General features: G+C 38.8%; 16 protein-coding genes and 2 pseudogenes. 10 read left to right on the forward strand and 8 right to left on the reverse strand.

All coding sequences use genetic code 11. The annotated features are described in order from the left end of the window. Positions 1-248 precede the first annotated feature (248 nt). From J7E67_RS23510 to J7E67_RS23520, 3 genes are all read right to left on the reverse strand, one after another. Positions 249-2,003, reverse strand: a complete 1,755-nt coding sequence (locus J7E67_RS23510) for an alkaline phosphatase D family protein (protein ID WP_214732917.1) — start codon at positions 2,001-2,003, stop codon at positions 249-251. Between the two features lie 337 nt (positions 2,004-2,340). Beyond that, a complete protein-coding gene (locus J7E67_RS23515) occupies positions 2,341-2,550 on the reverse strand; it encodes a hypothetical protein (RefSeq protein ID WP_214732918.1) in 210 nt (69 codons plus the stop codon). A gap of 546 nt (positions 2,551-3,096) precedes the next feature. Beyond that, a complete protein-coding gene (locus J7E67_RS23520; protein WP_214732919.1) occupies positions 3,097-3,525 on the reverse strand; it encodes a hypothetical protein in 429 nt (142 codons plus the stop codon). Between the two features lie 295 nt (positions 3,526-3,820). Here J7E67_RS23520 and J7E67_RS23525 point away from each other — a divergent pair, with 295 nt between their 5' ends. The 4 genes and pseudogenes from J7E67_RS23525 (at position 3,821) to J7E67_RS31485 (ending at position 5,962) form a co-directional block, all read left to right on the forward strand. After that, positions 3,821-5,065, forward strand: coding sequence for an SH3 domain-containing protein (locus J7E67_RS23525; RefSeq protein WP_214732920.1), 1,245 nt, complete (start codon positions 3,821-3,823; stop codon positions 5,063-5,065). A 111-nt stretch (positions 5,066-5,176) separates the two neighbouring features. Next, the gene (locus J7E67_RS23530; RefSeq protein ID WP_214732921.1) at positions 5,177-5,437 is read left to right on the forward strand and encodes a DinB family protein; all 261 of its coding nucleotides are present in this window, start codon (positions 5,177-5,179) and stop codon (positions 5,435-5,437) included. 219 nt (positions 5,438-5,656) lie between these two features. Next, positions 5,657-5,722, forward strand: a pseudogene (locus tag J7E67_RS32380) (ACT domain-containing protein); the annotation flags it as partial. 24 nt (positions 5,723-5,746) lie between these two features. Beyond that, positions 5,747-5,962, forward strand: a complete 216-nt coding sequence (locus tag J7E67_RS31485; RefSeq protein WP_374223938.1) for an ACT domain-containing protein — start codon at positions 5,747-5,749, stop codon at positions 5,960-5,962. Between the two features lie 270 nt (positions 5,963-6,232). Here J7E67_RS31485 and J7E67_RS23540 read toward each other — a convergent pair whose 3' ends face one another. Continuing rightward, complete coding sequence (locus tag J7E67_RS23540; protein ID WP_214732922.1) at positions 6,233-6,814, reverse strand: TetR/AcrR family transcriptional regulator; 582 nt, start codon at positions 6,812-6,814, stop codon at positions 6,233-6,235. Positions 6,815-6,932: 118 nt separating this feature from the next. Between J7E67_RS23540 and J7E67_RS23545 the strand changes: the two genes are divergently transcribed. The 3 genes from J7E67_RS23545 to J7E67_RS23555 all read left to right on the forward strand — a co-directional run bounded on the left by J7E67_RS23545 (position 6,933) and on the right by J7E67_RS23555 (position 8,983). After that, the gene (locus J7E67_RS23545; RefSeq protein WP_214732923.1) at positions 6,933-7,943 is read left to right on the forward strand and encodes an NADP-dependent oxidoreductase; all 1,011 of its coding nucleotides are present in this window, start codon (positions 6,933-6,935) and stop codon (positions 7,941-7,943) included. Between the two features lie 133 nt (positions 7,944-8,076). Beyond that, positions 8,077-8,376: a putative quinol monooxygenase gene (locus tag J7E67_RS23550; protein WP_214732924.1), complete on the forward strand. Its 300-nt coding sequence runs from the start codon at positions 8,077-8,079 to the stop codon at positions 8,374-8,376. A gap of 256 nt (positions 8,377-8,632) precedes the next feature. Then, entirely contained in the window at positions 8,633-8,983 is a 351-nt protein-coding gene (locus J7E67_RS23555; protein WP_214732925.1) for a VOC family protein, read from the forward strand. A 72-nt stretch (positions 8,984-9,055) separates the two neighbouring features. Here the strand turns inward: J7E67_RS23555 and J7E67_RS23560 are convergent, their stop codons facing one another. Further along, on the reverse strand, positions 9,056-9,673 hold the full coding sequence (locus tag J7E67_RS23560) for a DUF47 domain-containing protein (protein WP_214732926.1): 618 nt from the start codon (positions 9,671-9,673) through the stop codon (positions 9,056-9,058). Between the two features lie 329 nt (positions 9,674-10,002). On the opposite strand from J7E67_RS23560, the gene J7E67_RS23565 reads away from it, so the two are divergent. Continuing rightward, positions 10,003-10,125: a YjcZ family sporulation protein gene (locus J7E67_RS23565; protein ID WP_214711891.1), complete on the forward strand. Its 123-nt coding sequence runs from the start codon at positions 10,003-10,005 to the stop codon at positions 10,123-10,125. A 335-nt stretch (positions 10,126-10,460) separates the two neighbouring features. Here J7E67_RS23565 and J7E67_RS23570 read toward each other — a convergent pair whose 3' ends face one another. Next, positions 10,461-10,973: a DoxX family protein gene (locus J7E67_RS23570; protein WP_214732927.1), complete on the reverse strand. Its 513-nt coding sequence runs from the start codon at positions 10,971-10,973 to the stop codon at positions 10,461-10,463. A gap of 370 nt (positions 10,974-11,343) precedes the next feature. Continuing rightward, a pseudogene (locus J7E67_RS23575) lies at positions 11,344-11,565 on the reverse strand (transcriptional regulator); the annotation flags it as partial. A 176-nt stretch (positions 11,566-11,741) separates the two neighbouring features. On the opposite strand from J7E67_RS23575, the gene J7E67_RS23580 reads away from it, so the two are divergent. Further along, positions 11,742-12,479, forward strand: a complete 738-nt coding sequence (locus J7E67_RS23580) for a hypothetical protein (protein ID WP_214732928.1) — start codon at positions 11,742-11,744, stop codon at positions 12,477-12,479. 429 nt (positions 12,480-12,908) lie between these two features. Here the strand turns inward: J7E67_RS23580 and J7E67_RS23585 are convergent, their stop codons facing one another. Beyond that, positions 12,909-13,064 (reverse strand): DUF1540 domain-containing protein, encoded by a 156-nt coding sequence (locus J7E67_RS23585; RefSeq protein WP_214711887.1) that lies wholly within the window; start codon positions 13,062-13,064, stop codon positions 12,909-12,911. A gap of 1,311 nt (positions 13,065-14,375) precedes the next feature. Here J7E67_RS23585 and J7E67_RS23590 point away from each other — a divergent pair. Continuing rightward, positions 14,376-14,906, forward strand: coding sequence for a DoxX family membrane protein (locus J7E67_RS23590; protein ID WP_214732929.1), 531 nt, complete (start codon positions 14,376-14,378; stop codon positions 14,904-14,906). The last annotated feature ends 45 nt before the right edge of the window (positions 14,907-14,951 follow it).

A 14,951-nucleotide genomic window follows, 5' to 3' on the forward strand; every position in this document is an offset into this window, starting at 1 on the left:
TATTTTAAAGTTTACCAAAAAGCTTAAAATTATTACTATTTTCTCTTCAACTGACAGGTGCAATAAAAACCCCATTCTTTTACTATCTTTGAATCTATACCGTAAAAATTTCTTATTTCAAAGTTTGAATCCTTGTACTCTAAGAATAACTACGATATTATGCCTCCAAATAAAAAGGATACAAAATAGACCATTCTATTTTGTATCCTTCGTATGAAACGCCTGCTGTTCTACAGGTATTATCTTATTTAATTAGGAACGGCTTCGCGTTTGCGCTTTTTCTCCATTTGGATTTCATGCGCTCGTGCGTGGGCTTTGTGGCGGTCTTCTTCCACTTCTGCAGACAATTGGATACCCATAGGCACCGTGGTGGCTGCTATTTCCTTTATCCCTTTCTGGTCTTTCTCATAAACAAATGACGCTCTTGTTGAAATATCTGCTCCCGGCTCAGTTACGAATGGAACGACACGGTAATCTGCACGCCATTGTTGCGGAGTGACCTGGCAGCGAACGTAACCGCGGTAATTATTAAAGAATTTGATGTGCGGGTTGTCCGCTAAAGATTTGGCTGTGTCTGCACGCCAATCCGATCCGTTTCCTCCTGTAGTAATCGATGTTCCCACAAACTCTGCTCCAAAAATCGGAGCGTCTGGATTGTTGTAATCCGTTGTCAGGTTAGAAGCCCAGCTTGCATGGACATCTCCTGTAATAACGATCACGTTGTTGATGTTATGTCCAGCTACGAAATCCGTAACGCGCTCTCGTGCGGCCGGATAGCCATCCCATGAATCCATGCTGTATTTCGGAGCCGTGCTGCTTCCAGATTTGCGCTGCGCAAAGAAAATCTGCTGGGCAAGGACGTTCCAATGGGATTTCGAGTTTCCTAGATTGCCAAGCAGCCATTTTTCTTGTTCTGTTCCAAGAAGAGTGCGCTTTGGATCCAAGGATTCCGGTGTATGAGCTTTCGTTCCATCACCATTCGCCTGGTCATCACGGTACTGGCGTGTATCAAGAACATAGAAGTTCGCCAAATCACCATACGTGAAATCCCTGTATAATTGCATGCCTCCATCGTGCGGCAATGACGACCTGCGAAGCGGCATGTGCTCGTAATAAGCCTGGTATGCAGCGGCACGGCGCTTGATAAACTCTTCAACAGACTGGTCTTTTTCTGGAATGACATTTGCGTAGTTGTTTTCCACTTCATGGTCATCCCATGTAACAACCCACGGGAATGCAGCGTGTGCAGCCTTTAGATGTTCATCTGAACGATATTGGGCATGGCGAGTGCGGTAATCTTCAAGCGCGATAATTTCATCGCCTTTGTGGGCACGGACATTGCCCGTTGGCGAAAGATACTCGTTCGTACCGTATTCATATATGTAATCGCCAACGTGGAACACAAGATCGAGATCCTCTTTCGCCATATGCTTGTACGCAGTATAATACCCGTGTTCATACTGCTGGCAGGAAGCGAATGCGAACGTCATACTTGCTACGCTGGCACCTGCTGCCGGAAGGGTTTTTGTTTTTCCAACAGGGCTTAGTTCATTTCCGGTCTTGAAACGGTAATAATAAACCGTATTCGCCTTCAGGCCGCTCACTTCTACATGGACAGAATGAGCGAGGGCAGGAGAAGCATGTTCTGTTCCTCGTTTGATAACGCTGCGGAAGTTTTCATCTGTTGCAAGCTCCCAATTGACGGGAACGATATGAGAGGGCATTCCTCCGCCATTTAACGGATCCGGAGCTAACCTTGTCCATAAAACGACACTGTCAGATTGCGGATCGCCAGAAGCAACACCAAGAGTAAAAGGATATTCGCTGAAATTCGGAGCAGCATCTACTTTAAATCCTCCCATTGATTGAGCAATAGCCAACCCTAGGGACAGCCCTGCAATCTTGCCGGCTCCATGAAGAAAGCTGCGGCGATCAATATTCTTTTTCAAATTTTGTTCGTTAAACTTCCTAATTAATTCGTCCAAAGATCTCTCATTTGTCATGCTTCATATTCCCCTCTCAGATTACATTTCTTAACCACGGATTTGATTATAAATGGGATTTATTAATTGAATATGAAGATTGTAAATAGAGAAATAGTCGGGTAGTCGATAGACAGTTCATTTAGAATAGGACCTTCGATTTAAAAAGGGATAATATCTATATTTTTTCCAATCAACGGCAATTTATATCCATTTTAAGTAGTCTTTCCATACCGTTTTTTTAAATATTATCTTAATGAAAAACTTACAAACTAAATCCACTTTTATTCCCCTATAAAATAAAAATAGTGCCAACTTCTCTTTAATAGAAATTGGCACTTCGTTTATTCGATATACGTTATCGTGTCTCTTTTGGAGGTTGGCACACGTCACATTTACGTTGGTTATTATTTTTAAATTTCGTAAATGTTTTTTCAAAGTTGCTGCCACATGCACATGTAAATAGTAACTTTTGCGAAAAACCTTGATATTCCGTCGTCAGCAACTTGCTTTCCGAATGGTTCTCAACGAATTCTTTAATTTTACCAATCGTCCATCGTTTGTTCATTCAATTACACCTCCAAATTTTATCACTAGGCGGAGGCTTTTCTTGGCATCCGTTCACTTCTAAGTAAAAGTAGTAATGATCCTAAGTTACTCATTATAACATGAGCTGGCACTCAATTAAACAAATGGAAGATATCTTAATAAACTAAACTGCCGTTAGTGGCATTAGAAAAGGAGTTGCAGCCGCAACCCCATCTTCAACTATAATTTCTTGCACCTGGCAGTTAAAAAAGACATTAAACTAATAATAAGGATAATATCCAGGATAACCATATCCATAATAAGGGGAACTGTAACCATATGGAGAGAAAAATGGGCGGTTAAACCATCCATCCATAAATCCACCAAATAAAGGGGTGCCGAAATGTGGTCTCCCATAGTGAAAATGGTGATAAAAAGCATGAGGTCGCAGAAATATCCGTCTTTTATCATTTTCATTAAACAAGAGCATACTCGATTGATTCATTTCCAACCCATTCCTTTTTTCAATGTAGTTGTTTAGCCATGTAACAATTTAAGTCATCGAACTTCAACAAATAAATAACAGTTATGGCAAGAACTCCTCGGTCGGTTCCAATTCATTCTTTTTTTCCTCCAGAATAATTTGCGTACCTGCGTTTGCTTCTAATACAACCCCTAAGGATTGTAACCAATCTCCCAAATTGGTGATTTCTTGAGCTTCCAACGTGAGCCGTTCCTCATCCGTTAATAATTGTTTCGTCGTACCAAAACCTTCTAAAAATTGGCCCATGGTTTGAATCCATGCTCCCAGTAATATCTGTCTTTCATTGGCATCCGATCGGGCTTCCTCATCAATCAACATAATTTTAGATAAATAAAATGCCTCCATGAGTTGACCAATAAATTGAATCCAGACTGAAACGGAAACTTGTTTTTCAAGTTGTGAAATCAGTTCCATCTTGTCAGAATTACTATTTTCCTTGGTTTCTTTTGTATTTTCTGTTTGAGCATTCACTGTATTTCACTCCATTCCTTATATACGTATGCAAATATATAGGGGAATGCCCTTGAAAAATTTGTCATAGTGACGTAGTCAGTCTCCAGTATTTTCGTATATTTCTGAAAAACTAACGAAAATTGGGACAGAATATGATGGAAAATGTCGAAATATACATAGGGGAGGTAAATGGTCATGGGCCGCATTTAGTGTTAACCATGATCGTCTGCCTTAAAAAAATACATAATCGTCCATTTTTCTTAAATGAGAACAAATGAATGACCCTAAACAGGAAATAGGAGAACAAGATATTATGACGAAAGAATTATTTGAAAATGGTGAATTAACACGAATCAGGAAAGAAACCCACGGAAAAAGCAAGCAAATCAAACCTGTCCCAGAGTTCACTTCAAGGATGGAAAAACGCGAATATGATCAACGCGTCAATTATTTTGATATTCGAAATGTATTAGATGTCAAAGGATTCCTAAAAGATATTCGTGCCAATTGGAATACATATGTGTCACAGGTGAACCAATGGATACAAACTAGCCCAGTAAAAAAACTGGTTGTGACGGGTATTTTTACCGTAGTCCTTAGCTTTTTTGCAAGCACATCAAATGCAGCCTTTATTCAGGAATATACATATCAGGTAAAAAACGGTGAAAAAATCGAAGATATCGCTGCCGCACATGGAGTAACAGCACAAGAAATAGTAGAGGCCAATGGACGAACTTCCATTAACGGTAAAAAAATTCTTTTACCAAAAGTACATAACAGAACAGTTACCGCTACCACCCTAAATGTTCGGTCACACCCGAGGACTGAAAGCAGTGTCATCGGAAAATATATACAAGGGGATGTAGTGAAGGTCTCCTTCATAGAAAACGGCTGGGCTGGCATTCTGATCAAAGGAAGAGTTTGTTTTGTGAGTGCCAATTATCTTACCACACAAGAAGAAACGACGAAACCAGCGGTCACTCAAGCCAAACCCATGTATGTAACGGCCACTTCCTTGAGAGTGAGAGAAGCTGCCTCTACGAGTAGTGCTGTAATAGGTACGTTACGATTAAACGATCGAGTTTCTGTCGAAGCATCTATAAATGGATGGGCTCAGATTAAATTCAAAGGCAAAGCTGCGTATGTGAGTGAAACCTATTTAACTACTAACCTGCCAGCAACAACAAAACCAATTACATCAGTGTATGTGATTAAGCCGGGTGACAATTTTACAAAAATCAGTAAAGCCCTAAATATTTCTGTCGCATCGATTCAAGAACTAAATCCAACCGTAGACTCAGCAAAGTTGAAAATTGGCCAAGAAATTAAAATCCCTGCCACAACAGCAGCTGCTACGAATCAAATAAAAGTTACAGCAAATATAGGAGGGGTGGACCCTCAAGGAACGTTTCGGTTTATCACATCTAATGGGATCACGTATGCTGCCAAAGCATCAGGCAGCATGTTAAATGAATTATTTGAACATCAAGGGGAAAAAGTGACCCTAACACTTGAAGGAAAAAGAGGTCAACAAATGACTTTACTATCTTTACAATAAATTGACAAAAAAGCCTCAGATTTGAGGCTTTTTTTATTGGGCTAAAGTAGGGGTCTATTTTTACATATAAAGAATAAGTTTTATCATTCTAAAAAAAAGTGGGTGTATATAATGGATCAAAACGAATATGAATGGGTCCGACATACTCGAGGAACGCTGCTAGAGTTTTGTAGGAAACTAGAACCCAATGACTTTACTCGCCACAATGGATATGGTTGGCAAAGTGTGAGAGACTCATTGGTACACGTAGCAGATTGTTATAATGCTTGGCTCGGTTCATTTATTTTATTAAAAACAAAGAAGCCACTTACTCCAAAGGAAGAACTACTGAGATTCAATTTGGACGAAATAAAAGTAAGCTTGATTAACTAAAGGGGATTTTTTATGTCATTGCGCGAGGAGCCAAAAAATAGGTTTCGATAATGTTGCCCGAACAAACTATTCTTAGTATATGTAACAAAGATTGTGAAATGGTGAACTTAAAGTAACGGGGGCATTACTGAACAACGGTAATGCTTTTTCTTATTGAAGTAACGTGGCGGGTTAGTGAAACAAGGAATGTGGTAAAATCAAAGTGCTAAATGGGCTCTTGAAAATAAAAACTTTGTCTCAATTACTTATACAGATGAAGAACTATCTATAGTTTGTACGGAAGAAGTAGTACCGTCGCATGTTGAAAATATTGAAATAAGTAACGAATGGAGATGTATTAAAGTGGAAGGACCTCTTGATTTTTCAATGACAGGAGTATTATCTTCCCTTGCTTTCCCACTTGCTGAAGCTAAAATTAGTATCTTTGCCATTTCTACTTATAACACAGATTATCTTCTAGTTAAGTCAGACACTTTAGAACAAACTTTACAGATATTATCTGAACACGGACATTCTGTCATCTAATAATAATTCGCACTCAAACAAACATTACTGGAATTATAAATAATCTCCTTTGGCTCAAAGCTAAAGGAGATTATTTTAGTATCCTAGATGCATTGAATTCCTATAAGGGGTAGTACCCGCGAAGCTTGGGGGGCTTGTTTTGACTGCACGGTCGATCAGCGCCGTGATAGGAGCGGCGAGGCGGGCCAGAGTTCCTCTGTAGAGGGCATCTGGGCCGCCAATCAACGTACTCAGTGCCTCCGCCATGCCCTTCTTGGCGGCGCTCCATCATCAGTTGTGCGGCCGCGCCCTGAAATCGCTGCTCGCTCGATTCGTCAAGATCGCGCTCGCGATAATACTGAAGAGATGCTCAGCTCGTGGCGCGGACGAGGGTTGGTTGCTGAGCCACGCAAGCGCAGCAGCTAGCGAGAACAGGTCATCACCATCCATGTCGGTACGCGCCAGACCCTCGGCCTGAGCGCGAGCGAGAAGTCGCGTGCCTGCCGTGCGCATCGTGACGCATGAAGCGTGGAGTGCGGACTCCGTGTCCTCCTTGGCTGCCATCATCGCGTCCACAACACCTTGATAGTTGCCCGTGAATGCAACGACGTCGCGTAGCCACGACACGAGTGCATCATCGGGTGAACTCGCAGTTTCGAGCTCACTTGCCTTTGTCGTAAACTCGTCGAAGCTTGCGCGGAGCAAAGCTTCGAGCAGCGCCTCTCTCGTCGGGAAATGACGATACAGTGTGCCGAGCCCGACACCAGCTCTGCGAGCGATATCGCGCAGCGATGCATCGACGCCGTGCTCGGTTACAACGACGCTCGCGACTGCGAGTATGTGCTCATAGTTTTTCTTCGCATCAGCTCGCATCTGATTCCTCCTTGACAATCGGAGCGGTGCTCCGTATAATAATAAACGGAACAGTGACCCGTTTAAGTGGAGCACTGCTCTACATAAGGATAACACATTTGTGTGAAAGGAGAAAGCGATGTCTACAAACACAATGAAGGCGATTCGGCTGCACGAATTCGGCGGCCCTGAGGTACTGCGTTACGAGGAGGCCCCGCTTCCCGAACTGAAACCGGGTGAGGTGCTTGTCCGCGTTCACGCGGTTGGCATCAACCCCCCCGACTGGTACCTGCGCGAGGGGTATAAGGATCTTCCTCCTGAGTGGCAGCCGGCGGTGTCCTTTCCCTTCATTCTGGGGTCGGACATGTCGGGCGTCGTCGAGGCGGTAGCCACGGATGTGCAAGGCTTCTCCATCGGCGATGAAGTTTTCGGCATGGTTCGCTTTCCTAGCATGGGGGAGAGCGCTGCATATGCCGAGTACGTCGCCGCGCCAGCGTCGGATCTTGCACTCAAACCGGCTGGCATCGATCACGTGCACGCCGCAGGGGCGCCGATGGCAGGTCTCACCGGATGGCAGTTCCTGATCGAGTTGGGGCACAATGAAGCGAATCCGTTTCAACCGGAGTCGCATCGCCCGCTGCCGCTCAACGGCAAGACGGTACTCGTCAATGGTGCCGCGGGCGGCGTGGGGCACTTAGCGGTGCAACTGGCTAAATGGAAGGGTGCGCATGTCATCGCGGTGGCATCGGGCAAGCATGAGTCGTTCCTGCGAGAGCTCGGTGCAGACGAATTCATCGACTACACCAAGAGCCCTCCCGAGGACATCGCCCATGACGTTGATCTCGTCCTCGATACCCTCGGAGGTCCAACAACCGGTCGTTTCTTGCGTACGCTCAAGCGTGGTGGCGCTTTGTTCCCAGTGTTCATAGGCTTCTCCGACGCCGAGGAGGCCGCAAAGCTGGGCGTCACGGTATCGATGACCCAAGTGCGCTCAAACGGCCCGCAGCTAGCGGAATTAGGGCGCTTGCTCGATGCCGGGAAGGTTCGCGTCGCCATCGACAGCACGTTTCCACTTGCCGATGCTCGCAAGGCGCACGAACGAGCCGCCCGTGGGCACATCCAAGGCAAGATCGTGCTCACGGTTGTGTAAGGACGACAGCTCGAATGATTATCGCACTCCTAGTGGAACGTCGCAAAATTTTGCAGCGTTCCACTAGCGAGGACCGCGAATGAGCTTTGAAAAAATTTGCTAACTTAAATTAAGAAAAAAAGGATGAACAACAATGATTATACTCATGGGTTACGTTCACCTAAATCCGTCTGATGTGAATGAGTTCACTGCAGACGTTCAGGCCGTCGTTTCCAGCACGAGAGCTGAAAATGGATGCCTCTTTTATGCCTTTACTTTGGAAGATGCGCGCGCCGGACGCATGCTGACTGTCCAGCGGTGGCAAGATCAAGAATCGCTGACGGCCCATGTTGAAAGACATGAGTCGGCGCCGTTTTTAAAAAAGTGGGGAAACAGGATGAGAATGGACATTCTAAAATACGATGCCTCGAACGAACGCTCGTTCATGGAGTAAAAGAGTGAGCTAAATTGAAGCTATTAAGGTTTCCTAAATAAAAAGGTGCTTTTGTTCAACAACATTCTTTACAAGAAAGATTGTGAAATTTTGTACTTAAACTATCTGGTGCTTTACTTCAAGAAAGAGGGCTTGCAGATGCAGCCCTTTTCTTATTGAACTATAGTTGCAGATTAGTTCAATAAGAAAAGGGAAAAAGAGACCTTTCGACGAATTGATTCTTAAAGTGAATTAATGTCATTTATTGGAGGTATTTATGAATCCTATACTAAATCAAATCGGTACAGTTTTTATTCCTGTAAGTAATATTGTTGAGGCACGTAATTGGTATTGTGACATACTTGGTTTAGCAGCAGAAGGCGAAATATTATTTGGTCATTTGTTTATAGTACCTATGAATGGAACAGGGATTGTATTAGATAGCAAAATTTTTTCAGTTGAAAATATATTAAATGCCCCACTATTTCATTTCAATACTAATAATATAGAAAATGCTTACGAGTATATGAAGGAAAAGAAGGTAGAAATAACAACAGGAATAGAGCATAACCAATGGTTCAATTTTAAAGACCCTGATGGCAATCATTTGATGGTGTGTAAGTGTTAAAACCTTCGAAACAATTTGGTGCAATATGGAAATAAGTTAGAGAACAAAATACCTTCTGGATGATGAAACGTGTCACGCATTCTTCATAATAATGGTTTCAAACGAATTCGCCACTGCTTGACAGCAGTTCGCGATTTCTTCTAGACCTTCATAGATTTGTTTGTATTTAATAATTCGGATAGGGTCAAGCTCAGCGGTAAACAAATGTTTAATGGATGCACGCAGAATGTGGTCGCAATTCGACTCAATTTCTTTAATTTTGATTGCGTGTTCTCTTATATGAAGCAATTTCTTAGTGGAAAGCAGTTCAATCGCTGCATCAATTTCCGCGGCACAATTTTTGATCTCATCAACAAATTTAAGTGTATAATTGTCCATTTCAAAAATAGAGTACATTTCAAATAGGGCAGCTGTATGGTATAAGCCGTCCAATATATCATCCATGCTGATGGAAAGAGCTAAAATATCTTCACGCTCAAATGGAGTGATAAAGGCATTATTTAGATCTCTAATCAGGTCATGAACCATGGCATCTCCGTTTGATTCAAATTCTTTCATCGTTTCGGAAAAAATTTTAAGATCACTAACATTTTTTAATTTGTAGTCAGCAAAGTAGTTTGCACTTTCTTTTAAATTTAAAGAAATACTATTTAAATGATTAAAGAACTTGTCTTTCTTTTTTAATGCCATTAATTTACCTCCACATGGTCCAATTAGTGTAATTGCCTAACAAAAGGGTTATAAAACCTTTATCAAGGCGCTTTTAAAAGCAATTACTATAATAAATGCAACCATTGGACAAAAGTAACGGCTTACGTCCTATATCTACTCGACAAAAAACTGCCGAATGGTATTTTTCTTGGTTATTAAGATTTTAAAGAAATTAGCTATTCGTACATAAGGCGGGTTTTCGTCATAGGGAATGTATTTGTCTCGTAAAAGACCTAGTGAAAAAGCCCTTCACATTCCTAAGCTCTTAACATAAATTGTAAGGAATAATCCTAAAGGAGGTCTATAATATGTTTGGTTATGGTGGTGGTTGTGGCTATGGCTACGGCGGTGTCGGCTATGGCGGCGGTTTTGCTTTAATTGTTGTATTGTTTATCTTGTTAATCATCGTAGGAGCAGTAATCTGCTTCTAAGAAGAAACAATTTTCTTAACTAAAAAAAGCCCTATAAGGGCTTTTTTGGTTGAAACTATAACTCATGAAGGTGTATGGTCCATGGATTGGTTATGGGGTTTTGGCTACACTCTAGCTTATGCAGCCTTTCATGTGAATAACCAATGAGTTAAGCCTGATTTTGGAGAACTTTTTTTCATTTAGCTCAGCACTTGCCTATTCAGTTTTAATATCTTGTACATATATTATTACTAAACCAAATCCAAATATTTATAAAGATTTACCTCCAAAGAACGTTTGCTTATAAAGCAGACGTTTTTCGTATTTTTAGACAAATTGCTGATTTTGTCTTCCCTTTAAGCACTTTGGGGAAATTGTTCTTTCTCTGCTTTTTTTAAAAATAATCTTTTTAAAAAAGGTATTGACCATCGATCCAAACCAATTTTTCCCGCATTTAGTCCAGCAACTAGAATAAACATCCCTAGTAAAGCCATTTGTGGATTGGTACTTGTTGTTCCAGAGAACATATAAGCAAAGTTCATAGTAAGCCCCATTAGTATAGAAAATGAAGTGAAAATACCTAAAATTAATCCGAGACCTACTAAAAATTCACCCCAAGGAACGATTACATTAAAAAGATCGACAGATGGTAATGCTACCTCTTTTAAAAAGTTCCCCCACCAAGGTTGAACAGCAGGGTGTTCACCAGACATATTTTTTACTGCTCCATCCAAAAAGCCGCTTGCATCAAATTTCCCACTAGAGATTTTTCCCCAACCAGCATTTAACCACTGCCAACCAAGATAGAGTCGAAGTAAAGTAAGTAGCAGTGAGACAAAACGGTTTTCCTTTAAAAATGTAATAAACATAATAAAGCCCCCTAAATAATTGACAATTATTATCATTGATAACGATTATCATTATCGTTTAAACTGATATTTTAGTCAACGAGTGTAAAGTACTAAGTTTTTTGGGGTTAGATAGACCAATATCCCTATTTCCTTCTTCTGCCAACTGAGCAAGTTATTTAAAGAACAAATGTATTGTAGATTAAAGGAAATACCATTATTTATATAGAAAGAATTAATTATTGAACAGTCGACTTAGTAAACCGAAGCTGAGTGATCAGCTCCTTATTGAAGCTCTTCCCAACGTTGGAGAAAGTTTTTTTTCATAAATAATGACTCGGAGAATACTCCAAGCCATCGAGGTAAATTAAGACTCTCTTTTTCTAGTCTGTTAAGCATCTGGAATAATTGTAAAAGCAATTGTTCGAACCGGAGACTCTGTTTTCTTGCTCGTAGTATTGTAGTATTTAGTCAATAAATCGTTTAATTCGTTTTGAAATTGTATAAAGTGTTCCTCATCAATCTTTAATTCAACTACAGAAAAAGCAGCAAGGTCCTCTTGGCAGTTTTGTTCTCCTAATTTCTTAAGATAATCTTGATATTGAGTGAATAAAAACTTAGAGCTGATAAATAGCATCTTGAAACCTCTCCGTTTTATGATGTCATGTTGTTATTTACATATGGGTGAATGTCTAATCCTAGGACAATCGTGGAACATAGTATAAATTTGTGGTCCTTATAATCAGGATGAGAAAAAATAAATAACCTTGGTGAGGGGAATGTTTCAAAATGGAAGAACAAAAACAATACCGCGATGATTTGTTGGAATGGTGTAATACCATTTATTCTAATTGGGAAAGTATGAAACCAAAGGTTACCAGGCTCTATGATAGGGAAAGGTTAGAGGAATGGGAAGGATCATGCCGTCAATTAAAAGAGAAATTACAGTCAGATTTAAACGTGGACTTCGATGATTATCTGAACGCTAAAAGCCTATATGAACAGTGGGAACAGCTTTTCAAAGAAACGAATGCTTATCAAGAAGAGATTGAAGTCAGCTCTGATACACGTTTGGAATTGGAAGAGGAACAACCATTCCATGAGGAATTATTGGAAACGAATGCGAATCAAGAAGAGATTGAAGTCGATTCTGATCAACGTTTGGAATGGGAAGAGGAACAACCATTCCATGAAGGAATAACGGAAAGGGCTGCTTATCAAGAGGAGATTGAGGTTGATACAGATAAATGTGTGGATTTAGACGAAGAACTACAATACCGTGAAGAATTGTTGGAATGGTGTAATACCATTTATTCTAATTGGGAAAGTATGAAACCCAGGTTTTCAAAACTTTTTGATTTAAAAAGTTTAGAGGAATGGGAGGCATCATGCCGCAATTTAAAAGAGAAATTACAGGAAGATTTAAAAGCGGGCTTCGATGATTATCAGACAGCTAAAAGCCTATATGAGCAGTGGGAACAGCTATTCAAAGAATCGAATGCTAATCAAGAAGCGATTGGAGTTTAATCTGCTTAATCAGATGTTCAAGCGAAAATAAGAAGAAAGGGATAACATTGGAGTGGCTGAAATGCTGCTCTTTTTTTGTAATTAAAATTCAAATGTGTACACGTCAGCAATATTTGAGTGATGATAAATGTTTTATACAGCACATATATTTATTTATAGATCAAGGAAAGTGAGGTCTCTATATGGTAATGGTGTGTAAAAACCATGTTAAAAAGGCACTAAAAGGTCTTGACGTCCCACATGTAGAAATAAGCAAATTGTATAAAAGTCCCTGTATATTTTGTAAACAGGAAGCTAATATAAATATTTTCTATTCAGTTCCTTTTCCAATAAAATAAGAAATATCCATAAACAAGTATGAAAATGATTATTATTATCAATACTATAAATATTAGAGGGATAACCATACAAAGGCTATCCCAACGAAAATTATGCTTCTAGAACAAATGTTTTGCAATCTGTTTCTTCACTATTGGATGCCTGTTTGCCTTTATGACTGACTACATAAATAGCATCTGCATTACATTTGTTTCCGTTGCCCCAGTAGGTACAGTTATCTACTTCACAAAGAACATCTTGTGCCATTCGTATCGCACCTCCTTTTCCTTATCTTTGACGAATAAACTTTGGATGATACCCATTGATGAAAATAACATCAAAATTTCTAATTAGATAACGCTTTTATATATTTTTATAAAGAAAAATTTTTTAAGAGTGACTGAAAAGTCGCTCTTTTTTATAATTGACATTGATAATCATTTTCAATTATAATTTAAGATATTGATAATGAATATCAATTATTGTCTGGAATTGATAACTGAATAATGTACAAAGTGAAAAGTCCTTATATAAAGGGGAATATTCAAATGTTAAAAAATAGCTATGAAGTTTCAATAAAAACTCTGACTGATTATCATTTGGAAACTTTTATTAGTTGTCCTTACAGATTTTATTATCAATACATTATAAGTGAAACCCATCGCCCAATTCATTGGAGACAAGTGGTCAGAATGCTATCAACAAAATTGTAAAGGATTATTATCATCTTTCAATTAAAGAACAAAATAAAAACCGAATCGTTATAAAAAGATGAAATCATTTAAAGAATGTGTGAAATGCCCTTTAAATAAACAATGTGATATAGAAGTTTTTGAAGAAAATGACACTTTTTTTAATCATCCTGAATTGCATTAAGAAAATTTGATGAAAGTAGGTTGTAAAAGTGTTAGTTTGTAAAAAACATGTAACTGAAGCTCTCGAAGCACTTGACGTTCCTCATGTTGTTAAAGTTGATAATTATCATAGCACCTGCTCATTTTGTAAAAAAGAAGCAAATTTAAAAATCTTTTATTCAATTCCTTTCTTTAAAACATTTAGTAAAAAAGCAGCGCGGCATGGTTGTCTACCATGAAAGAACGAATTATCTTTCATTTTCTGTGGTGAAACTCCTGCTTCATAGATGGCTAACGGGTGCTTGAGTTCAAGATATGGTTGTCTTTTTGGCAGCCTTTTTTTCTTGTTCAGATAACGGTTAGGGTAGTGGAATAAGGTTACTCCATTAAGAAATTAACTTTTCAAGGAGGCTGTTAATAAAGGAATTTTTCTATTTCGATATAGAAAAAATCCAAACACAAAGTCCGATAATATTTGCTAATAAAAAAGAAATAATTAAAACGTTTTTAAATCGATCCATTTTTTCTCCTTATTTTTACAATATATATTTTTACTACTCTATTTTAAACTATTAAATTTTCCATTATATCATATATTATGTAATTTGAACTTTTATTTGCATTGACAATGATTATCATTTAATTATAAAATCAAAACGAAAATGATAATCATTATCATTTTGATTGTTGAATATTCTTAATAGATTCGTAGGAGGTGATAATAATGAGTACATTAATTAATAAAGTGGTTTTGCAATTATTGGTAACTGTAATGCGTATTCTTTTTGGTGTAGGATGGCTATTAGCAGGCGTAACGAAGATTAGTGAAAAACACTGGTTTAGTGAACCTGGTGTTTTTATTGAACATTATTTATTAACAGCAGTAGAAAAACCGAATGTTCCAGAATTTTATAAGCATTTCATTGAACATGTAGCATTAGATCATGTTATTTTCTTCAATTATACAATTCCTATTGTTCAAATTATTTTGGGAATATGTTTGATCGTTGGATTCATGATTATTCCTTCTGTTTTCATTTGTCTTTTTATGCATGTGAATTTTATTCTTTCAGGAAATATGAATTTAATAAGTCTGACCCTTTATACAAGCGCATTTGCAATTTTATTTTTTATACAAAGTAGTTATGTTTTCAGTTTAGACCGATATTTTGGAATAGATCAAAAGCTTTCTTTTAAGAACAAAAAGTTAGAAGAGCCTGTTATACCAAAAAGGCTTATTAAGAATATTTCTTAATTAATATGTTAATCAATTTATTTTTTATTTTTATTATGATGATAG

Source organism: Bacillus sp. ISL-46 (assembly GCF_018613205.1).

Excerpts from the sequence above, each read along its gene's own strand:
- J7E67_RS23560 (WP_214732926.1), bottom strand. The coding sequence starts at position 9,673 with ATGGCATTAAAAAAGAAAGACAAGTTCTTTAATCATTTAAATAGTATT.
- J7E67_RS23510 (WP_214732917.1), bottom strand. The coding sequence starts at position 2,003 with ATGACAAATGAGAGATCTTTGGACGAATTAATTAGGAAGTTTAACGAA.
- J7E67_RS23530 (WP_214732921.1), top strand. The coding sequence starts at position 5,177 with ATGGATCAAAACGAATATGAATGGGTCCGACATACTCGAGGAACGCTG.
- J7E67_RS23580 (WP_214732928.1), top strand. The coding sequence starts at position 11,742 with ATGGAAGAACAAAAACAATACCGCGATGATTTGTTGGAATGGTGTAAT.
- J7E67_RS23515 (WP_214732918.1), bottom strand. The coding sequence starts at position 2,550 with ATGAACAAACGATGGACGATTGGTAAAATTAAAGAATTCGTTGAGAAC.
- J7E67_RS23570 (WP_214732927.1), bottom strand. The coding sequence starts at position 10,973 with ATGTTTATTACATTTTTAAAGGAAAACCGTTTTGTCTCACTGCTACTT.
- J7E67_RS23540 (WP_214732922.1), bottom strand. The coding sequence starts at position 6,814 with ATGCGAGCTGATGCGAAGAAAAACTATGAGCACATACTCGCAGTCGCG.
- J7E67_RS23555 (WP_214732925.1), top strand. The coding sequence starts at position 8,633 with ATGAATCCTATACTAAATCAAATCGGTACAGTTTTTATTCCTGTAAGT.
- J7E67_RS23545 (WP_214732923.1), top strand. The coding sequence starts at position 6,933 with ATGTCTACAAACACAATGAAGGCGATTCGGCTGCACGAATTCGGCGGC.
- J7E67_RS23550 (WP_214732924.1), top strand. The coding sequence starts at position 8,077 with ATGATTATACTCATGGGTTACGTTCACCTAAATCCGTCTGATGTGAAT.
- J7E67_RS23525 (WP_214732920.1), top strand. The coding sequence starts at position 3,821 with ATGACGAAAGAATTATTTGAAAATGGTGAATTAACACGAATCAGGAAA.
- J7E67_RS23585 (WP_214711887.1), bottom strand. The coding sequence starts at position 13,064 with ATGGCACAAGATGTTCTTTGTGAAGTAGATAACTGTACCTACTGGGGC.
- J7E67_RS23590 (WP_214732929.1), top strand. The coding sequence starts at position 14,376 with ATGAGTACATTAATTAATAAAGTGGTTTTGCAATTATTGGTAACTGTA.
- J7E67_RS23565 (WP_214711891.1), top strand. The coding sequence starts at position 10,003 with ATGTTTGGTTATGGTGGTGGTTGTGGCTATGGCTACGGCGGTGTCGGC.